The sequence below is a fragment of the Bacillus cereus group sp. BcHK124 genome (assembly GCF_027712065.1).
In the GTDB taxonomy this organism is placed as follows: domain Bacteria; phylum Bacillota; class Bacilli; order Bacillales; family Bacillaceae_G; genus Bacillus_A; species Bacillus_A pacificus.
Window position 1 is genome coordinate 210,243 of sequence record NZ_JAQFPJ010000003.1, and the last position, 21,419, is coordinate 231,661.

The window sequence follows — 21,419 nt, forward strand, 5'->3', positions numbered from 1 at the left end:
TAATATTTGGACTGATTAATGGCCCATTTTAGCCATATGATTTGAACTATTATTATAACTATGGTTACAATTTTTTGTGTTTTTTTAAACTTCGTCCTGGAAAAGAGTAGTAGATGAAAATCGGAATAGCAAATAAACCAACCCAAGCTACCCATTTGTCAATTGGTGCACCATTTATCCAGAGGATAAATCCTAAAGCTTTTGTAAATAAAAATAAACAAACAAGACTGGTGAAAATTATTGATAAATAGTATGTTTTATTTTTCATGATTTTCTCTCCAAAATATATGTTCATAAAACGAGTATAAGAGTATTTTAAAAAGTGTATATCATATAGATGTAGAGTACAAAATAGTAACTTAAATTAAATAGGGCAAGCATAACGCGTTGGTAAGTTTTACTGGCTCCAGCTGAAAATAAAACGCCTATAAGTGGTGCAAATAATCCAATCTTCCAAAATATATTTGCTGAGCCACCTATTTCTAATGTATCTTCATTTACTATAGTTAAAAGAGCGTAAGGTACACAAGCTAAAGATAATATAGCCCACTTGTTCAAAGTGTCACCCCCCTTTCGTTGTTTTAATATAAATAGTAGGAAAAAGTTTTTATGATTTGGAAGTGTATCTTATATATTTGGAATATTAGGCTATAATAAGTTTTTATTTGTGCTGTTCATATATCCACCCATTTTTTCCGTTTCGAAATCATATTCCAATGTTTTAGTTTCATATTCAAATTCCATTACTATTGAAACTTTAGTATTATCTTTCCATGAAATTTCATAAAGGTCTGAACTATTAACAATATTAAAATTAGCCACCCTTATTTTTGTTTTCTCTACAAGTTTGTTTTTTTCTTTAAAGTAAATTTTTATGTATTTATCATCGAAGAGATGTCCATATGAAATCCCTGTAATTTCTATGTGATTTGCTTGGTTAGTTGACGTATTTTTTACAAGAGGTTTTTCGATTTCTTGAAAAAACAGCCAATAAATAGGATATAGAATAAGTATAAAAATGATACTCATACCTAATAAAAATTTTAATATGCAACCGCCAAAATCGTGGTCTGCTATTTTATCATTACTTAGCCATTGGCTCATATTAGTTTCACCACTCAACTTTAGTATAATTAGATAGAAAACTTCTAAATGATTTAAAGTATCACCTTGTTTAACCACTTACTAAGAATAGAATGTTAACTATATTTATAAATTATTATCTTCATTTTGGAAATAATTTTTATACTTCAATTGGTTTAATTTACCACAAAGTGAAACGAACCGCCAGTGTTTTCGAATGATATCTATATGTAAATGGTAGACAGGCTTCAAGTTTTAGTGCAAAACAATAGCTCAAGTATTCTACGGCATTTCAAGACTTTAAATGAGAGAATACTTGAGCTTGGTGAATCTTATAAAGTAGGTATTTATTTTTCTTAAGTTGATACACATGAGATGTTACCTCTATAATCTTCTTTTTTTCGTTTCATAATGATGTATTATAAATAATACATGTCATAATCAAAAAAGAAGAAAAGTAAATTTGAATATGTTTTCTGTTATAAAGTTTAAAAACCTCTACATATAAGTAGAGGTTTTTAAGTTGCACATTAATGAATTATACTTTTTCAGATAAACGAAGATCATAGAATACATAATTTTAACTAGATTTATTATTAGCTAGTTTATCCCCACCACCAAGCTCCGCCTCAATCTGCGAAGTCTTCGATGACTCAGCCATACGCCAATACGTAATAAAGCTTATCGCGATACATCCAGCTACGTAGAAATAGAATAGTGATTCCATTCCGATACTCTTTAGCCATAATGCGATGAACTCGGCTGTTCCGCCGAATATCGCAACTGTTAGTGCATAAGGTAAACCTACGCCTAGTGCGCGAATTTCAGTTGGGAAGAGTTCTGCTTTTACAATTGCGTTAATCGATGTGTAACCAGTAACGATAATAAGGCCGACCATCATGAGTAAGAATGCTATGATTGGTTCTGTCGTTTTTTCCATAAAGAAGAAGATTGGTGCTGTTAGTAAAGTTCCGAGAATACCGAATGCCATTAATAGTGGGCGGCGTCCAATTTTATCGGATAATAGCCCCGCAATTGGTTGAAGTACGACGAAAATAAGTAGTGCGACAAAGTTAATCCAGCTTACAACTTCTTTCGGCAGACCGACTGTGTTTACCATGAACTTTTGTAAATATGTTGTGTACGTATAGAATGCGACAGTGCCTCCGAGTGTTAGGCCGACTACTGTTAATACTGCTTTAGGATGTTTCATAAGCGCGCGAACGGTTCCTGCGCTTTTTCGATTTTGTGATTTTACGTTTGCGAACTGCTCCGATTCATCCATCGTGCGGCGAAGCCATAATACAGCTACTGCGCCCATCGCTCCAATAATGAATGGAATGCGCCAGCCCCAAGCTTTCATATCTGGTTCGCTTAGTAATTGCTGAAGAACAATTTGAACGCCTAACGCAACCATCTGTCCAGCAACGAGCGTTACATATTGGAAACTTGAATAAAAACCGCGGCGTCCACTACTAGCCATTTCAGATAAATACGTTGCGGAAGTTCCGTACTCTCCGCCAAGTGATAATCCTTGCAGTAAACGAGCAAGAACTAAAATAATAGGTGCCATAATACCGATACTTTCGTAACTCGGTGTACAGGCGATAATGAAAGAACCGCCGGCCATAACGGTAATAGAAAGCGTTAGTGCTGCCCGGCGTCCGTGCCGATCCGCATAACGTCCCATTAATAAACTTCCGATAGGGCGCATTAAAAATCCAACTGCGAAAATAGCTGCTGTGTTCAGTAACTGACTCGTTGGATCGCCTTTAGGAAAGAACTCCGCTGAGAAGTAAACAGCGAAAGCAGAGTAAACGTACCAGTCGTACCATTCAATTAAATTGCCGACAGAACCTTTGAAAATATTGCCGGCGACTCGGTTAGATTTTGCTTGAGCCATAATTATTCCTCCTCTTGCTTAGTAATAAAAGGTATATATATGAAAGCGTGTTCATTGTAGTTGAATTGTACTGTCTATAGAATTAAATCTCAATATTATGACAATTTTATTCTTTTTGTACTTTATGTACATGGAGAGTTTTAATGGTTGCTTCATTATTCGTTTTGTCATAATAATAGAAAAAGGAGATTGATAGTTTTGAATATTTTATCAAAGGATATGAAGCATGAAGAAATCACGCAAAGTGTCATTACAAACGAAAATAGTAAGCTTAATTATTACGTTAATTTTATTTGTCGTTCTCCTATTAGCGGGAATATTTGTTTACATTCAGTCCGTTGATACGAAGCGCCAAGTGGAGCAGCTAGCACTGCAAACAGCGAAGTCGCTTTCTTTTATGCCAGCTATAAAAGAGGCTTTTCAATATAACGAACATAAAAGTACAATCCAATCCATTGCGGAACAAGTTCGTGAGCAAGCTGGTGCAGATTATATCATTATAGAAGATCGCTATGGGGTTATGTATTCGCATTCTAATTCGGAGTTAATTGGTACAAAGAGTAACAATCCATATAACTATGAAGCACTCACTTTTGGCGGATACTATACGCTCGAAGGAAATGGTGAAAGTGGTCCAGCTTTAATGGCGAAAGCACCTATTATTGTTCATAACGGAGATTACGATCAAGTCGTAGGTGTTGTGACAGTAGAGTTTTTAATAAAAGGTATTGAATCTAACATATTGAGCAGAACGAAAGAAATTATACTCTTTTCCTTAGCTGTATTAGTAGCAGGCATTGTTGGCGGCATTCTTTTAGCACGTAGCATTCGTAAAGATACACTCGGTTTAGAGCCGAATGAAATCGCAGCGCTATACCGGGAACGAAGCGCAATACTACTATCTATAAAAGAAGGGATTATCGCCATTGATCAAAATGGTTTTATTACAATGATGAACACATCTGCAGAAGAGATGTTACATGTAAATGGTGATTATATGCAGCAGCACATTTCAAAAGTTTTACCTGATTTTAATATGGGGAGAGTGCTAGAAAACGATCAAGAAATCGCATTTCAAGATAAAGTGTTTATTTTAAACATGACACCAATACTCGAAAACAACAGTACGGTAGGTGTTGTATGTAGTTTTAGAGATAAAACAGAACTGCAAAACTTAGTGAATACAATATCTGAGGTAAGAAAGTATTCAGAGGACTTACGTGCTCAAACGCATGAATTTACAAATAAGCTTTTCGTCTTATCGGGATTATTGCAATTAGGGCATTACAAAGAAGCGATTGAATTTATCCAGCAAGAATCTAATATTCATCAAAGCCAAAATCATATTTTATTCCATCAAATTCATGATGCAAAAGTACAAGCTATTTTATTAGGAAAACTCGGAACAGCGTCTGAGAAGAAAATTGATTTTCATATTGAAGAAGATAGTGCACTTCATCCGTTACCAGACCATATAAAAGTTTCGCACCTTATTACGATTCTTGGAAACATAATCGACAATGCATTTGATGCGGTGAGTGAACGAGAGGAAAAGAGTGTTTCCTTCTTTGTTACGGATATTGGGTACGATATTGTATTTGAAGTGATAGATAGCGGGATAGGGATACCGGAAGAAAAAATCACGACCATTTTTCAAAAAGGGTTTTCAACGAAAGGGAATGATCGTGGTTACGGATTAGCGAATGTGAAAGAAATGGTAGATGTACTAGAGGGAACAATTGAAATTCAAAACGAGAAAAATGGGGGAGCTATTTTTACAATTTACCTTCCGAAAACATTGAGAGAAAGTACATGACAAACAGGGGGATGGGCATATGTTGAAGGTTGCAATTGCAGAAGATGATTTTCGCGTCGCACAAATTCAGGAAGAGTTTTTATTAAAAATAAAGGATGTAAAAGTGATTGGAAAAGCATTGAACGCGAAAGAAACGATGGAATTACTACAAAGGGAAGAAATCGATTTGCTTCTATTAGATAATTACTTACCAGACGGAATCGGTACGGAACTATTACCGAAAATCCATGTTGACTTTCCAAACGTTGACGTCATTATGGTTACGGCGGCAAATGAAAACCATATGCTAGAAAAAGCAATTCGAAACGGCGTAAGTAACTACCTTATAAAACCGGTCACGTTAGAAAAATTCGTTCGCACAATTGAAGACTATAAAAGAAAGAAACAATTATTACATAGTAACAATGAAGTAAATCAAGCACTCATCGATAACTTCTTCGGCATCTCGCAAACACAAGACATAAAAAACTTACCGACAGGTGTGGACCCGTTAACACTGCAAAAAGTGAAAGGGATTATAAAAGGATTCGAAGAGGGCATTACAATAGAAGAAATGGGAGAGCAAATGGGGGCCTCCAGAACAACCGCAAGAAGATACTTAGAATATTTAGTAGTGACAAACGAATGCACAGTAGAGTATACATACGGCATTATCGGACGACCAGAACGAAAATATCGCATAGGACGAGGACTATGAAAAAACGATTATTACTATGTATATGGATCATGACTGGAGTAATAGCTGGTTGTTCTTCGGAAAAATCCCATACGAATACAGTACACATCGACAAAGTAGAAATCGTTGCGCCAAACGTTCAAGGAGCGGGATGGGACTTAACGGCACGAGCGATGCAAAAAACACTGACAGAAGAAAAAATCTTCACAAAACCAATTACTATCACAAACAAAGTAGGTGGCAGCGGTGATGTCGGATGGAAATATACGAAACAAAAAGGCGGTCACGTACTGGCGATTAACTCAAGCTTACTCATAACGAACAACCTACTAGGTCACAGTAAACTAACATATAAAGACTTCACCCCGCTCGCAACTCTCGCATCGGACTGGGAAGTTGTTGTCGTATCAAAAGAATCAAACATAGAAAACGCAAATGAACTCATGGAACAACTAAAACAAAACAAGAAAAACTTCAAAATCGGCGTTGCCCCAGGCCTAGGAAACGACGATCACCTATCCTTCGTACAAGTAAGCAAAGCATTCGGCATAAACCCTGCCGAACTACAATTCTTCGTCTACGAAAACAAAGAAAAAATCATAAACGCCCTAACGAACAAACAAATCAGCGCCGCAACCATGACCCTATCCGAAGCCGAAAAACAATACAAAGCCGGCAAAATAAAAATACTAGCCGTATCCGCACCAAAACGACTAGACCGACTACCAGAAATCCCAACATGGAAAGAACAAGGAATCAACGTCATCTTCCAGCACTGGAAAGGAATTATGGGCCCGAAAGATATGACGGAGGAAGAGGTTGCTTATTGGGATGGTGTTATTAAGAGGATGGTGGAGAGTGATAGTTGGAAGGGGATTTTGATGGAGCGGGGTTGGGAGAGTTTTTATAAGGGGAGTGGGGAGACGAGGGGGTTTTTGGAGGAGAGTAGTTTAGGGTATGGTGAGTTGATAGGAGGAATTGGTTTGAGATGATGAGAGGTAGTACTTCTATAATAAGTTATGTAAAAAACACCTTCTCACTGTATGTACTAATCATGTGAAGTGAGAAGGTGTTTTTTATGGTTATAGAAACTAAACATAAATTATTCGTTAATGCTATTGGCAACAACAGAAGCAATATAAGAATTATTCAACCAATAGCACTGCTTTGTAATCTGCTGTCCATCAGGTAAAGTGACCTTGTCAGCCCCATTACGAGCTTTTGGTCGAATATGTGCAACGCCGTTGAAATTCATTTTTGGTAGGTTATTTACTTCAACGGTTTTATCACCACGTGTTTTATATTCAAGTTTAATACCTTCATTTACCACAGCGTTTACTTCTTCCCAAAGTTCACGTATCTCTTTTTCTATTGTAGGGACAGGCATATTCCAAAGTTTAATGCCTTTAAAGTAGAGCTCGCGGTTTGGGTTTTCTTTTTTTGTTTGTTTAAATTCAAAAATTACAAATAAGAATTTGGTTTGATAGAAGCGTTCTCGAATTTCGCTCTCTTCCCATAATTCATTTGTCCATTGATGAAAATCAATAGTTTCAAATGACATGCTTTGTTCTGGCTTTCCGTTTGGCTCTAGACGAACTGTTTTAAATTCTATATTTGCTTTAGCGAATTCTTCAATATTAGTAAGACGTGTGTTTTTAATACCTAGTAAAGAGCTTACCAGTGATGGAATGAAATTTTTTGCAGTAGGTTTAGAATCTATTTCTAGTGAATGAGCAATCTCTTTATCTGTCAAACCTATATAAGGTTCGAATTTTGAATGAAGGAATTCCTCTAATGATTTTCCTTTTAAGTCGTTTGCTGTTGTGAGGCTTATTAACTCTTCATTTTTGATATATCTACGAACTAATGTAGTCATATAAGATGGCTTTAATGAAAACGCTCGTTGCATCGCTTGTATTTCAGAAAATGGTTGTGGACGGATTGAATTTTTATTTGCTCCTTTTGTACAGGCTCCCAAATAATTTGTATCGCCTTCAGATAACTCATGTGCTTTTCCAGAACGAATCTTAGATACGATTGTTTCCCAATCTTGCTTTATTATTTCTAAGTCAGCTTCAGGATATGAAAATAGAACACTCTTTGCGATATGGAAGTCTTGACGATTTAAATCTGCTTTCCATTCGTAAAACATAAGTAATAATTTTTTGTTCTTTTCCCAGAAGCTAGACTCTTCAAAAGATGTATTAACTTCCTCCATGTAGTTAATGATATTTAAAACTAAGCGTTCTTTAGCAGATAAAGAACCATTTTTATTTTGCTTAAAAGGTGTTACTTTTAGTTTAACTCCAAGGTTTGTAAAGTTAATATCCGCGTCTAAGGCGCTTTCATACCCAAAAAATTCTTCTTTGACTAACTGACCAAGTTCACCTTTAGAATTTGCTGTTGTAAGTTTATTTGTTGAATCAATTTCACTAAATTTTTGTCCTTCAGCTTTTTTTGCTTTTAACATTAGTTCATCTAGTGTAGCGTATGTAACCATATTAATCCCCTTTCGTATTCTATATTAATTAGTTTGCTGAGAAACCGTTAAATGAAAAGTTGTGATATAATAAAAAGCTGTTTTAATTTTATAGAGATAAAAATTATGTAAAGGAAGATCAGAGAATTTCTTACTAAATAAGATATGGAAATCCGAAATCTATATTATGGAATAGAAGTGTTTATTCTCATAATGGAGGGATTGATCTTTTCCTTACTTTTTATTATAATGAAGCATAAAGAAATAAAACACCGAAGGGATGTTCGTGTATTTATGGTGAAAGTAGTAGAACTTTTTGCGGGAGTGGGGGGTTTTAGGTTAGGACTTGAAGCGAACGAGAATTTTGAAATTATTTGGGGGAATCAATGGGAGCCCTTAACTAAAGCACAGCATGCATTTAATTGTTATGCCACTCAATTCGAAAATAAAGGAATACATGAAAATAAAGATATAGCAGAGGTTTGGCCAGAAATACCTGAGCATGATTTATTGGTAGGTGGCTTTCCATGTCAAGATTATTCAGTAGCACGCACAATATCAAATGAAAAAGGGATACAAGGGAAGAAAGGTGTTCTTTTTTGGGAGATAATGAACATAGTTAACTCTCGCAAGCCAAGATTTGTTTTGTTAGAGAATGTAGATAGATTATTGAAATCACCAGCAAAACAAAGAGGTCGTGATTTTTCTATTATGTTGGCGAGCTTTAGAGACGCGGGGTACGCGGTGGAATGGCGAGTTATTAACGCTGCAGATTATGGTAATTCACAAAGAAGGCGAAGAGTATTTATTTTCGCGTACTTAAAAGAATCTCAATTTGCATCAGTTCAAAGTAAAATGAAGTCGTTAGAGATATTATGTGAAAATGGATTTTTCGCTCCGATTTTTAATGTGCATGAAGCGTCTAAAGAAAACAAAAAAAGAGGGCAATTTGAGTTGCCGGTCGATATTATTGAGGTTTCTGATACATTTAAAGCTGAATACTATAATTCTGGCGTGATGATAGATGGGCAAGTATATACTGAAGAAGTAGTTCCAGTAACTGAAAATCCAAAGACTTTAGGTGAGGTCGTTCAGAAAGCATATGATAAATTTGGTCCTGCAGATGAATCATATTACTTGAAAATGGATAAGGTTAACAAAAAGGGAAGAACGGAATTTGAGGAACTTAAGTATCTTAAAGGGCCTAAAAAAGAAGAAAGAATATCAAAGGCGACAGGTCATAAATATTTCTACGCCGAGGGAGGAATGGCTTTCCCTGATGATTTAAATAAACCTGGACGTACAATGTTAACAAGTGAAGGGACTTGTAATAGAAGTTCTCATGTAATTGAAGATCCTTACACAAAAAAACTAAGATACTTAACACCAGTTGAATGTGAGTTGTTAAATGGATTTCCGATGGATTGGACGAATACAGGTATGCCACAAAGAAACAGGTACTTTTGTATGGGAAATGCTTTAGTGGTTGATTTGGTGGAGAGAATGGGTCAAAGGATTTTAGAGATTAACAAAGAAGAAGAGAAGACGGATAGTGTTGTACAGTTAAGTTTATTTTAGAAAGTAAATGTAGCATGTTTTTGTGGAAAACTTAAAAGTATATAGTGTTGGATAACCTGGGTTCTATAGTTAAAGACTCAGGTTATTTTTTTATGTAATCTTTTAAAAGTAAGAATGGAGTAGTAGGAACTGTTTAATTTTATTATGAATGGAAAATCCACTAATTTCCTTTTTTCTTAATACCAACAATTCTTCTATAGATATTGTATAATATGGAATATATTCGAAACGTATTTTTAGATTAAGAGGTGTTACATCATTGGAGAAATATACATTTGATTTTCTACAAGAGATATTTCCTGAGTTAGCGGAGATGGGTAGGGATATTGAAAATATTTTTTATCAAGATCCCCAATCGGTTTTAATTAAGGGAAGAATATTTGCGGAGCTATTATCGAAACGCATTGCGGAAGAGCATGAACTGTATGACGTACAATATTTAAAGCAAGTAGAGCGTATTCAAAAATTAGAAAGAGAAGATATTTTATCAAAGGAAATTTCACGTTCATTTGATACTGTTCGCTATTTAGGAAATAAAGCGGCACATGAACATATTGAAAGTGGGGTAGAGAGTGCTTTTAAAATGCATAAAAATCTATTCCAAATTGCAGTGTGGTTTATGGAGGTATACGGGAGTTATGAGTTTGTTGCCCCGAAATACAAACATCCACAGCCGAAGAGTAGTGTACATATTGTGGAGAAATTAGAAGAAAAGATATCTGCTAGTTTAGAAGAAAAGTTAAAAATGCTAATTGAGATTGCAAGTAAACAAAATACATCAAATCAAACTGAGGAATTAACAGAAATAAATAACGCTGAGATTGCGGTAGGGTTAGAAATTGAAGATAAACAGTCTGTGGATAATGAAGAAGCAGATGAAAATTTTGTGTATGATGATTTTATTTTAGGAGAAGGAGAGAGTTATTTACTAGCAGAACTCTCGAAGCTGAAAGAATCATCTCAAGAGGCTATCGAAAATCCTAATGAATTTAGTTCGTTTAAGGATTATTTACATGTGGAAAGAACGATACAGAACGATATGATGTCTGCTCTAACAGCAGCAGCTGGGCAAAATACAAGTCAATTAATTTTCTTGTGTGGTAGCGTTGGAGATGGGAAATCACATTTATTATCGTATGTGAAAAATAAGTATCCTGAATTGATGGAAGAGTTTTCGGTGCATAATGATGCTACGGAAAGTTTTGATCCACAAAAGAGTTCCCTTGATACATTAGCGGAAGTATTAAAGCCATATAGTGATAGTGAGATTGATGGTTCTAGATTTAAGCTAATTTTAGCTATTAACTTAGGAGTTCTGCATAACTTTATTGAATCAGATTATGCAAAAGAGCACTATCAAATTTTAACAAAATTTATTGAGGAATCAGGAATATTCGAGGCAAATGAAATTGCTACTAATCAACAAAGCAGTAATTTCCACTTGATTAGCTTTAGTGATTATCAACCTTTTGAATTAACTAGTGAAGGGCCAAAATCAGATTATTTTTCATCTATTTTAAAGCGAATTGTGGTTGAATCAGAAAAAAATCCATTCTATCAAGCTTATTTGAAGGATAAGCAACGTGGTATAAATGGATTCTTTATGGTGAATTATGAGTTATTGCAACAGCAACAAATACGAGATGGTGTTTTAAGTATATTAATTGAAGCAATAGTTAAGCATAAGATGATTATTTCAACACGTTCCATGCTTAATTTTATTTATGATATTTTAGTGCCTTCTCATGGGAAAGAAGATTTTCTTGGGGCAGGTATGATGGAAAAAACTGAAGCCTTATTACCGAATTTATTATTTGATGGTCAAGAAAAATCAAATTTACTAGCAGTTATTTCTAAAATGGATCCTATTCATCTACGATCAAATAGTGTAGACCAAATGCTAATTGAGCTAAACAATTCAGTAAACATGAAGAATACTTTCCAAAAGCATTTGGATTTACATGGACTTGATGGGTGGATAGAAGGGCTAGAAGAGATGGGTTCTTTCTTTGAGCTAAGTGATTCATCTAGACAGGTATTCAATAAAACATTAATACGTATGTCATTATTTTTATCTCCGGTTTTAAATGAAATATTTGGGGATGAAAATTATAAAAAATATATGGAATATTTATATGCTTTTAATAAGGGAAATCGATCTGATTTAAAAGATATGTATAATTTAGCGAGAAAATCAATTTTCTTATGGAACGGAAGTCCGAAGGCAGATTATGTATTTATGGATTACTCAAATGATACTACTCAGGTTGCACAGTCTCTTAAAATTAAGCCGTTTGTAGGACATTTGAAAGGGGTAGAACCGGAGGTTTTAAATCGATTTAAATTAAATATATTACTTGCTTTTTCCAATGAAGATAAAGTAGCTCCTGTCTATTTAGAAATTGATTATCCATTATATGAAATGATGGTCAAACTTTCAAAAGGTTATCGCCCGAATAAAAAGGATAAAGAAGATTGTATTCAGTTCGTTGAGTTTGTGGATAAGATAATGAAATTAGGAAATAGAGAAAAAGAATTATTGTTTGTTCAATCTAATGAAAATGGAATGTTTAGACTAACATACGACGAAGATTTTGAAGAATTTACGTTTAGAAGGGATTAAAAAATGATTGTAAGAGAGAATTTAGAGGATTTGAAAAACTCACTGAGTATTAAACCAGAAAAGTTAGGATTAAAACATACAATAAATAAAAAAGCTCCTCTGTTACCTTTCTCTACCCGAGGAACAGAGCGGGCAAAATTCGCAAAAGGGTTTCAGGGAGTATTAGGAGAGTTTACGCGTCTAGTCAGCGGAAATAAGTTAAAAATGGAAGTTAATCTAGAAGAGCTTATTGGAGAGATTAGTAAATCTGTTGATGTATCAAAGCAAGATAAGTCGCAATTTGAACAAATACTACGTACCTTTCTGCAGGATAGTGACAATACAATTAAAATTTTTCATTTGCATTTGTTTCAATATTTACCATTAAGTGATAAGGCTGATAAAAAAGGAGAACAAGATATTGCTAGATTCCTTTTAGACGTCTTATTAGGTGAAAAAGAAACAGTAGAAGAGATTTTTGGGAAAAGTGATTCAACAGATTTAATGTCACGTCTTGTGTTAAAACAATTAAATCATTTGGAGAGCGACGAAAAAGAACGCCGTCCTTATATTAATCAAATTCCATTTATCTCAAAGCTATTCAAAGAAGATTTTCAATTTTTAGCGGAACATAAAGATTATTTTAGAACTCATTATCATTTGTTTCTTAGTTATTATTACTTTTTATATATTACTCAATTGACTTTAAAGCTTTCACAAGTTGGGAAAGCGAACTTTAGTGAGAACAATGAAGTTTATTTTACACTTGACTGGGAGTCTACGAGTAAGAATAGAAAAGGTTATACTCATGGTTATCAAATGATTAAAGATACAGGTAGACATTTACTACTACATATTAATTGCTTAGAACATTTAAATTTCCTAATGGGAGTAGAAAAAGCAGGTGGCTATCCTGAGTTAAAGGAAACATATCAGCAATTATCCGTTGAGGATAAAAAAGTATTTTTAGAGATGCTTTGTGATTGGGTTATGGAATATAGAAGACATTTAGGTCTTGGGGCTTATGAAGGAAATTTAGAATTAGAATATGATACGCTTGTACAATCCTTATTCCGTAGTATAGAAGAAGCCTATGAAAAAGATACGATGCAAGGCCCTCGACATAGATACTCTTTATCAATAGAAGAGATTGGGAAAAAATATTTCTTAAAAACTCGAGGTTCACTTGGTTATATGCTTAATCTTAGTCAAGATATGTTATTGCTACTAACAGCATTGAGTTTAAAAAAGGAAAGAAAACCTTTGAAGCAAGTATTTATAGATTTAGAGGCTAGAGGTTTATTCTTCGATCGTTACTCAAAAGAAGAAATTGTACAGTTATTTGATAAGCTGAATTTAATAGACAAAAAAAGTGATAGCGGTGATGCACAGTATGTTAAACCAATTTTATAATTATCTTTCAGATAAACTAATAAATTATTTACAAGCAGAAAATCTTAGAGGTGGAGAGCGATTTTACCTTCAATTTGATAATCATGAACAAGTACAAGCATTTTATGACACATTAAAAGAACAAGATTTATCGCACGCGTTTTATTATCAGCATAAGCAGGGAGCTCCATACGAAACGATTGCTATTAAGGTTTCAGAGGAGATGAAAGTAGTTGTTGCGACTACATCGGCAAATGTTACTCCGGACTTTTTAGTAACACTTCGTAATGAAGTCGGTGAACAAAAGGATGTTTGGGAGAAAACAGCTTTACTTAGTATATGTCATGAGACACTGGACAGTATTAAGGGTGGTAGCAGTGATTTGCAAAAAGAAGGTATGCCATTTAATGTAAAATCAATTTTGAAAACATTAAAAGAAGAAATTGAAACTTCTTCTTTAAATAAAGAAGAGAAGGAAGTACTTTCATTTTATTTACGTAAAAAATTAGATGATACAATTGTGCGACCATCTCTTTGGGATTATGAAGAAATTCTTGGATTTTTATCAAAACAAGAGATTGCGAGAGAAGATTATTCTAATCTAGGTATTTTCTATGATGAAAATTTAAATCAATTTACTTCAGCTCAAATGAAAAAAAGGCTAGAAGAAAATGCTTCATTCTTTGAGAAAGTTCAACAGATGCACGAGTATGAACATTTAGAGAGTCAATTAGAAAAATTATTTGATGAGAAAGGTGTTTCTCGCCTGAAGAAAGATGATTGGCAGCAAGCGGATTATGTTCTTGTTAAAGATTCTTACGACAAAATGACTGAGATAGATCGCCCATTAGAATATATCGAATCACCAAAGAAATATTCAAAAGAAGGTCTGCTATATTGGGAAAAAGCACAAGCTGAAACAAAGGCTGGGAGACGTAAACGCCATATTATCGTTTTTAATCCTACACAGATAGAAGATATCAACTTGAACTTTGAATTTGAAGAAAAGTTGAAGAAGGAATACATTCATAAAAATTCACAGGGTTTCTGTGGGATATCTGGGAAAAAACTAACTGTTAGTTTAGCACATAAGCAAAATGTGACTTCATTCCATAAAGTTGTATATACGCATAAAATGCAATCTAAGTCGAAATATGAGTTTCATATTGCTGTTGTAGAATGTGAAGCCGCGTTTTTACAATCGCTTCAAACGATTTATGAAGTGAATGTAAATAAGAAAAACGTAGTTATGAATAAAGCTGAAGAACGTATTATTTTTGGAGATATTTCTAATGAGCCAGAAGAAGTATTTATTGAGGAAGATGCACAGATTATAAATTGGCAAGGTGGAAGTTTTGAAGTCTCTGAATCTTCCCCTGCATGGAATGATGATAGCTTATCATTTTCTGTTCAAATTGAAACATCTTTAATTCCTATTCTTATTAGAGAGCAAGTTGCAAAGACTGTCCCAGTATCAGGAGAAAGGGTATGGAAATTAAAAAGAGAACATCAAGAAAGCTTTGAATATAACCTTGATACAAATAAATTAAAACAAGGTGCAAGGGAATTTTCAGCACGAGAAGGATTTCGAAATTATTTACAAGACGAGAGAGTATGGATTGAAAATGAAATCGCTTTTGCAGTTAGAGGGGTATCAGGCCTAAATAAGGTTGAATTATTAATGAACCCATCATTGAGAGATGCGTATCAACAATTATTAAATTACTATAAGTTTAATAATACGGTTCCTAGTCTTTGTTTTGTGGATGATCAATTAAGAGAGCTATCTATAAGATACTTGAAGGCTTTTAACGAAAGTGTTGCTCATATACAAGAAAATGTAATGTTAAAAGAAGAAGAAAAGAATCTGTTTAAATTGGGAGTTATTGAAGAGGAACAAAGGGTCATACTAACACCGTTGCATCCGCTTAATGTTGCCTATCAGTTAAGTGTTAATGATGAAATTAAAAACGAAGTAGTTGAGATGCATATTTTAAATCGTCTGCATCCTAACAATCTATTGCCATATATATATGGACAGAATGATGAATTGTATAGACCGGTTTCTCAAAATGAAGCGCCTGAATGGACTGTTTATGAACCACTTCATAAGGTTGCGATTGGAGAATCTAATGCATTTTTAGCTAATGTAGTTGAAGAAAAGCTTCAACAATTTGTGGAACATTTCCAATACTTATTTTTACAAGAATCTAAGTCTCCGATACGAATCAATGTGATTAATATAAATAATGATAAAGAAGTTGTAAGAGGTTTAGTACAGTTTATTAAGAAGCAGATAGATAAAAAAGGGCCGTCCAAAATTATACCAGTAGAGGTTGCTTTATATCATGAGAGTAATATACTAAGCGCCTTTGAAAAATTTTCTCTATATGATGATGTTCAAAAATTTGAGGAGTTCTTTGAGTTATCGTTAGCATCAAAGAATCTCGATGCTGTAGACGTATTAAGGCTGATTCGAGAAAATGTTTTTTATTATAAACTTATTGGTACGAAAGAATATGGTTACGCTCATATTTCATTCTATAAAATGATTTCAAATGAGAAGCATGCGAAAAGTACAATGGAAGATATTGAAACAGGATTATCTTTAAATGGAATGTTATCATCTCTATCATCTATTAGTACAGAAGTAGATTATCGTACAGGATTTGGATTAAAAAATGTATTGAATAATGAACATTTGTTAATTCAAACTGCTAGAGGAATGAATGAATTAGGAAGTAATTTAAATAACGATGGTACAAATCCTTATCGTAAGAATGAAACAATTGTTACGAGAACATCTACCTATGATGAACAAGTTCTAGAACATTTATATGAATCTTCTTATTGGGTAACATTTATTGAACCTAATGTAGGTTTAGATTTCTTCCAAGATTCATCACGTAATTTATTGGTCATTCATTATAGTGATCAATATTCTTCATCAAGCCAGTATGATGCAATTACAGTAACGGATAAAGCGAGACAATACCGAGCGGTTATTGAACAGTATCTGGCAGAAAAAGAAATTGTATCGACACCTGAAAAAATTAATACAGCTATTAGAGCTTTCAATAGTTTAAATGGTGAGTGGTTACTACGAATTATAGGAAGTAAGGGACAATTCTCAAGAGAAAAGTTAAGCATTATTTCAGCTGTGAAGTATATATTAAGTGCTTTAGATCATGAGAATATTTTATGGGTTCCTATCTCATTAGAAGAAATATTGCGTGTTGCTGGAGCGGTGAAATTAACGAAAAGTGAAGGTGTATTTTCTGCAAAAAATCTAGGCGGAAAAGGTGCACATAGTGACGATTTACTGTTAATCGGAGTAGAAATGCAAGATGATAAATTATCAGTGCATTATTATCCAGTGGAAGTGAAAATCGGCTTAAATCAAGACAGTGCTATTGCGAAAGCAAAAGAGCAAATTAATGCTACTAAGCAACTATTTGATACACAACTTTCTAAAACAAGTGAAGACGGTTTACATGTGTTTAAACATAAGTTTTTCCGAAACTTCTTTGTGCAGTTATTGCTAGCGAATGCCGAGAAATTCATTGCAAACAACATTTGGCCAGAAAAATCTTATGAGAAAATTGAAGAACTAAAGAAAAGATTATTAAATGATGATTATGAAATGAGTGGACATTTAGATGATAAAATCGGAAAAGGAGCAATTTTATCATTCAAAAAGGAACAATCATGGAGATCCATTAAAATAGAAGAAGATATTTTATTAGTGGAATTAACCGAAGAGGATGGATATGAAGGAGTAGTCGAAGAAATTGAGGCACTTAAAATGAAAATCCATTCTGGCGGAACTGATATTAATCCAAATAGATTATTGAATCAGAATCATGATTCTAATCAAGTGTTAAAAAAAACTAGCAATAAAGTCGTTCCAACTGTACCTCATTCTGAAGAAGAAAAGGAAGAAAAAGGAACGGGAGGAACAAAAGAATTAAAAGACATCCGCGTTTTGTTAGGAACAGTAGAGGGATCGACTCAAGAAATATATTGGGAATTCGGAAATTCAGAGCTAGCAAATAGACACATTTTAATTTCGGGTAAATCAGGACAAGGTAAGAGTTACTTCATTCAATGTTTACTACTTGAGCTGGCGCAAAATGGAATTTCTAGTATGATATTTGACTATACAGATGGATTTAAGAATTCTAAGTTAGAACCGGAATTTAAAGAGAAACTCCAAGATAATATTGAACAATTCCTAGTAGCAAAAGATAAATTCCCAGTAAATCCATTTAAGCGAAATCAAAAAGAATTGGATGAAGGAATTTATATCGATGAAGATAATACAGATGTTGCTGAAAGAATTAAAAATGTATTTTCAGCTGTATATAAAGATTTAGGCATTCAGCAACAAAACGCTATATATGAGGCGGTAATGCGCGGTTTAGATAAATATGGCGAAGGTATGAATTTAAATTATTTATTAGCAGAATTAGAAGAGGATACTTCTGGGCCGGCTAAAACAGCAAGATCACAAATTAAGCCGTTTATTGATAAGAATCCATTTAATCATAATGCTGTATATGATTGGGGAGACATACTGAACCAAAAAGGTAAAGTGTTTATTGTACAATTAACGGGCTTTAATAGAGATGTACAGCTCATGATTACAGAGTTTATCTTATGGGATATTTGGAACTATCAATTACACCATGGCGACAAAAATAAACCATTCCCAGTTATATTAGATGAAGCGCAAAATCTTGATCATAGAGAAAAATCACCAAGTGCCAAAATTTTAACTGAAGGAAGAAAATTTGGTTGGTCAGGTTGGTATGCAACACAATCATTAAAAGGACAATTTACAATGGATGAAATTTCACGACTACAGAATTCAAGTCAAAAAGTGTATTTCATGCCACCAGAAAATGAAATAAGTGCTATTGCATCGAACCTTGCTCAAGATTCAGCTGTGCGTAAAGAATGGGAAAAGCGACTGGCAACATTAAAGAAAGGTCAATGTATCACTTCTGGGCCAATGTTACAGAAGGATGGTACGTTGAAGTCGGGTAGTCCTGTGATTATTAATATTAGTGCGTTGCAGGATAGGTTGAAGTAATAATTTAATAGTGATATGAAAGTTTTAGAAAACCACCTTGAACTGAAGTGAACCCAGAAAACGAGACACATATCAAACCACCTAATAAACCACCTGTTCCCTAAATTCTTTAGGGAACAGGTGGTTTAATTTTTCTTGAATTCGCACACAATTTTAGTAATGAATGTATTCTAGCACAATCTTTCGCACAGTTGTTTTGGATACTTTTGTTATCTCTTCTGGGTAATGAACGCTTCCACCTTTAGAGAATAATTCTTTTACAATCTCGGTTCCCTCAACAATGTTTCTTGCTAATCTATCTAGTTTAGTGATAACTAATGTATCACCTTCTTTTAATAGTAAAAGAACTTCTTGTAATCGTGGTCTATTTGACCTAGATCCAGTAAACTTCTCGGAATAAATTTTATCACAGTCTTCAGTTTCTAATGTTGTTAATTGTACTTCTAATCAAAAAAATATTTTTCTATTATTTCTCATTTGTAGCGATATGACAAAAAATGTTATGTTTTTCAAAAAATATATTTACACATATTGTGAGGTGGTGTAATATGAGGTTATAACATGTGAGGTTAACAACCTCACGAATCCAACCTCGTGCGAGAGGTGTCAAAATGAACATATCTAAAATTTACATCAAGGTATTTATTATGAAAATTCGCATCAAGTAAATTAACAACAAGAATCTAAATCTATTTAATGGAAGACCTTTTTAAAAATTTCAATGTAATAGGAGGGAATAGTATTGGAAGGGCTAAATCCACTGGTTTCTTTTTTGGGGAAATTTAATATCGATCAAGAAAAGTTAATGATAGATATTTTCCCAATACTACAAGATCGGATAATTGAGGAAATTAAACCAACAGAAGAGCAATTATTAAATTGGAAAAATACTGAGGATGGTCGAAAAAAGTTTGAACAATACATTTTAACAAAATTCACAGTAATTCCAACACAATCAATTGTTAGAGTTTTGTGGAATAATTTTACTGGTAAAAAGGTAAAAATTAGAGATCGTAAGATAGTTGATAAGTACCTGCAAATGCATATGCACTGTAAAAGATGTGAACATTGTGGAACAACTAAGGGGCGATTTCATGTAGATCATATAGTACCTTTAAACCAAGGTGGTTTAGATGAAATCTCTAATCTGCAGTTTTTATGTCAGAGTTGTAACTTGCGAAAATCTAGTAGCTTCGACTCGTTTAAGGTAATCATTTAATAGGGAGGAATGAATGTGGACAAGTCCTTCTTATTCAAAAACTAAAATACAATTTTTGAATATTATTGAGGAGATTTATTCAATGAGTATGTATTTCCGATGTTAAGACTCCTATTTAATGTATGATGTATCTTATGCATTACATAACAGGTTATCTAGAGACAATTATTATTAAGATGAATTAAAAATATGCCGAGAGAAACATAGGTTAAGAATAGATAGACTGGCCAACGAAGATTTCAATAAGTTTTGGCTTCCTAAAAACATAAAATTATTTATTGGTATTAAGACTGATATATTTGAGGAGGAAAAAGAATGTCAAAATCATATTCAGTAAAAAAAATGGAATTACTTATGATTATGGATGGTCTAATGCAAAGAGTTGGGCCAGAATTAGTTATAAAAATGGTGAAACTTGAACAACAAAATTCATATATGATGTTTTCTAGTAAAATATCAATTGATGCAACATATTGTTTACTAAGAAAAATACCTAGAGATTATGATAATCCTGAGGGAATTCAACGTGCTTTAAAAGAATCAAAGGTTAACAATATAATTAAAATAGCATTAGAAGACCCTCAACGCTATTCATCACCAAATGCGGTTGTTTTGGCTTTATTCAATTCAAGTGATTTTGTTTCTTTTGAATTTCACCCTAATGATAGCGATATTGCTTATTATAAAGTTGATTTAGAGGCTTTAAGAGAGAAAATTGAAAAATCAGAAGTAGATAGTGAAGGATATTTAAAAGATGAAAGTGATATTTTCCCAGGGATATTGATCGATGGTCATCATCGAACAACAGGTTTATTTGAAGCTAGTAAATTATCATTTGAGTGTCCAACGACTGTTTATATTGATATACCATATAAAGATACAGCAAAAGTGTTTTCGGATATTAATATATATCAAGAAAAACCAAGTGCAGTTCATTCTATGGCTATGAAAGCTATAGCGGGTACCTTAAGTAATACAGAAGAAATGGCTCATAGTATTATTACCTTATTAAATGGTGAGAATTGGTCAATTCTATATCAACGAGTTAAGGACACTGATGGTAAACGTCCAAAAAATTTACCGAAACCTTACGTTACGAACAGCACGTTTATTAAATTAATTGAATCATACGTTTTAGATTATTTACCACAGACTTTCTCTATCCCTCAAAAAGCACGAATTTTAAATGACTATTTTAAAGCTTGGGCTGAAGTATATCCTGAGGCTTGGGCTGATGAAAAAACTCATGTATTGGTAAAGTCTATGGGATTTCAAATCATGCTGCGCTTATTCAGAGAAATATTTACTCGTACTTCTCTATCACAGACACCTACGACACACGAATTTAAGGAGTTTCTTATTCAAAATTTAAATCCAAATGAATTGATAAGTGTCCATGGGAAGGATTTGCCTTTAAATTGGAATAGCCCTGATTATGGTGGGTTTTCAAGTGGGAAAGGTATTAATGATATAACAACGGCGTTAACGCGACATATCGCAACTATGAATTTTGCTTTACAAGGCAATTAAAACGAAAAATAATTTATGATGAGAGTAATTTGGATGGAGTGGTAAC

The 21,419-nt window shown here is 33.6% G+C and carries 14 protein-coding genes and 1 pseudogene; 9 read left to right on the forward strand and 6 right to left on the reverse strand.

Going from position 1 to position 21,419, the window contains the following annotated elements:
* Positions 1 to 64: 64 nt before the first annotated feature.
* The 4 genes from PDK19_RS07880 to PDK19_RS07895 form a co-directional block, all read right to left on the reverse strand.
* Positions 65 to 268 (reverse strand): hypothetical protein, encoded by a 204-nt coding sequence (locus PDK19_RS07880; protein ID WP_239665606.1) that lies wholly within the window; start codon positions 266 to 268, stop codon positions 65 to 67.
* Positions 269 to 315: 47 nt separating this feature from the next.
* Positions 316 to 558: a hypothetical protein gene (locus PDK19_RS07885; protein ID WP_001045661.1), complete on the reverse strand. Its 243-nt coding sequence runs from the start codon at positions 556 to 558 to the stop codon at positions 316 to 318.
* A gap of 90 nt (positions 559 to 648) precedes the next feature.
* Positions 649 to 1,104 (reverse strand): hypothetical protein, encoded by a 456-nt coding sequence (locus PDK19_RS07890; RefSeq protein ID WP_049113198.1) that lies wholly within the window; start codon positions 1,102 to 1,104, stop codon positions 649 to 651.
* Between the two features lie 559 nt (positions 1,105 to 1,663).
* Positions 1,664 to 2,986, reverse strand: coding sequence for an MFS transporter (locus tag PDK19_RS07895; protein WP_270706886.1), 1,323 nt, complete (start codon positions 2,984 to 2,986; stop codon positions 1,664 to 1,666).
* 226 nt (positions 2,987 to 3,212) lie between these two features.
* Between PDK19_RS07895 and PDK19_RS07900 the strand changes: the two genes are divergently transcribed.
* Genes PDK19_RS07900 through PDK19_RS07910 form a run of 3 tightly spaced genes read left to right on the forward strand, consistent with a single transcriptional unit; the run spans position 3,213 to position 6,470 of the window.
* Entirely contained in the window at positions 3,213 to 4,802 is a 1,590-nt protein-coding gene (locus tag PDK19_RS07900; RefSeq protein ID WP_270706887.1) for a sensor histidine kinase, read from the forward strand.
* Between the two features lie 19 nt (positions 4,803 to 4,821).
* A complete protein-coding gene (locus tag PDK19_RS07905; RefSeq protein ID WP_270706888.1) occupies positions 4,822 to 5,499 on the forward strand; it encodes a response regulator in 678 nt (225 codons plus the stop codon).
* Positions 5,496 to 6,470, forward strand: a complete 975-nt coding sequence (locus PDK19_RS07910; protein WP_270706889.1) for a tripartite tricarboxylate transporter substrate binding protein — start codon at positions 5,496 to 5,498, stop codon at positions 6,468 to 6,470. Before PDK19_RS07905 ends, PDK19_RS07910 begins: the two co-directional genes overlap by 4 nt.
* A gap of 110 nt (positions 6,471 to 6,580) precedes the next feature.
* Here PDK19_RS07910 and PDK19_RS07915 read toward each other — a convergent pair whose 3' ends face one another.
* Complete coding sequence (locus tag PDK19_RS07915; RefSeq protein ID WP_270706891.1) at positions 6,581 to 7,978, reverse strand: Sau3AI family type II restriction endonuclease; 1,398 nt, start codon at positions 7,976 to 7,978, stop codon at positions 6,581 to 6,583.
* Positions 7,979 to 8,251: 273 nt separating this feature from the next.
* On the opposite strand from PDK19_RS07915, the gene dcm reads away from it, so the two are divergent.
* The 4 genes from dcm to dptH all read left to right on the forward strand — a co-directional run bounded on the left by dcm (position 8,252) and on the right by dptH (position 18,624).
* Entirely contained in the window at positions 8,252 to 9,535 is a 1,284-nt protein-coding gene (gene dcm, locus PDK19_RS07920) for a DNA (cytosine-5-)-methyltransferase (protein WP_270706892.1), read from the forward strand.
* A 259-nt stretch (positions 9,536 to 9,794) separates the two neighbouring features.
* Positions 9,795 to 12,158: a DNA phosphorothioation-dependent restriction protein DptF gene (dptF, locus tag PDK19_RS07925; protein ID WP_270706894.1), complete on the forward strand. Its 2,364-nt coding sequence runs from the start codon at positions 9,795 to 9,797 to the stop codon at positions 12,156 to 12,158.
* Between the two features lie 3 nt (positions 12,159 to 12,161).
* Positions 12,162 to 13,550, forward strand: a complete 1,389-nt coding sequence (gene dptG, locus PDK19_RS07930; RefSeq protein ID WP_270706896.1) for a DNA phosphorothioation-dependent restriction protein DptG — start codon at positions 12,162 to 12,164, stop codon at positions 13,548 to 13,550.
* Positions 13,531 to 18,624, forward strand: coding sequence for a DNA phosphorothioation-dependent restriction protein DptH (dptH, locus tag PDK19_RS07935; RefSeq protein ID WP_270706897.1), 5,094 nt, complete (start codon positions 13,531 to 13,533; stop codon positions 18,622 to 18,624). Before dptG ends, dptH begins: the two co-directional genes overlap by 20 nt.
* A gap of 81 nt (positions 18,625 to 18,705) precedes the next feature.
* Here the strand turns inward: dptH and PDK19_RS07940 are convergent.
* Positions 18,706 to 19,056, reverse strand: a pseudogene (locus tag PDK19_RS07940) (recombinase family protein); the annotation flags it as partial.
* Between the two features lie 310 nt (positions 19,057 to 19,366).
* Between PDK19_RS07940 and PDK19_RS07945 the strand changes: the two are divergent.
* Both PDK19_RS07945 and PDK19_RS07950 read left to right on the forward strand, forming a co-directional pair.
* The gene (locus PDK19_RS07945; RefSeq protein WP_103574502.1) at positions 19,367 to 19,843 is read left to right on the forward strand and encodes an HNH endonuclease; all 477 of its coding nucleotides are present in this window, start codon (positions 19,367 to 19,369) and stop codon (positions 19,841 to 19,843) included.
* A gap of 315 nt (positions 19,844 to 20,158) precedes the next feature.
* Positions 20,159 to 21,373, forward strand: coding sequence for a DGQHR domain-containing protein (locus PDK19_RS07950; protein ID WP_098639298.1), 1,215 nt, complete (start codon positions 20,159 to 20,161; stop codon positions 21,371 to 21,373).
* Positions 21,374 to 21,419: the final 46 nt, after the last annotated feature.

Excerpts from the sequence above, each read along its gene's own strand:
- PDK19_RS07880 (WP_239665606.1), bottom strand. The coding sequence starts at position 268 with ATGAAAAATAAAACATACTATTTATCAATAATTTTCACCAGTCTTGTT.
- PDK19_RS07890 (WP_049113198.1), bottom strand. The coding sequence starts at position 1,104 with ATGAGCCAATGGCTAAGTAATGATAAAATAGCAGACCACGATTTTGGC.
- PDK19_RS07895 (WP_270706886.1), bottom strand. The coding sequence starts at position 2,986 with ATGGCTCAAGCAAAATCTAACCGAGTCGCCGGCAATATTTTCAAAGGT.
- PDK19_RS07900 (WP_270706887.1), top strand. The coding sequence starts at position 3,213 with ATGAAGAAATCACGCAAAGTGTCATTACAAACGAAAATAGTAAGCTTA.
- PDK19_RS07905 (WP_270706888.1), top strand. The coding sequence starts at position 4,822 with ATGTTGAAGGTTGCAATTGCAGAAGATGATTTTCGCGTCGCACAAATT.
- PDK19_RS07910 (WP_270706889.1), top strand. The coding sequence starts at position 5,496 with ATGAAAAAACGATTATTACTATGTATATGGATCATGACTGGAGTAATA.
- PDK19_RS07915 (WP_270706891.1), bottom strand. The coding sequence starts at position 7,978 with ATGGTTACATACGCTACACTAGATGAACTAATGTTAAAAGCAAAAAAA.
- dcm (WP_270706892.1), top strand. The coding sequence starts at position 8,252 with ATGGTGAAAGTAGTAGAACTTTTTGCGGGAGTGGGGGGTTTTAGGTTA.
- dptG (WP_270706896.1), top strand. The coding sequence starts at position 12,162 with ATGATTGTAAGAGAGAATTTAGAGGATTTGAAAAACTCACTGAGTATT.
- dptH (WP_270706897.1), top strand. The coding sequence starts at position 13,531 with ATGTTAAACCAATTTTATAATTATCTTTCAGATAAACTAATAAATTAT.
- PDK19_RS07950 (WP_098639298.1), top strand. The coding sequence starts at position 20,159 with ATGTCAAAATCATATTCAGTAAAAAAAATGGAATTACTTATGATTATG.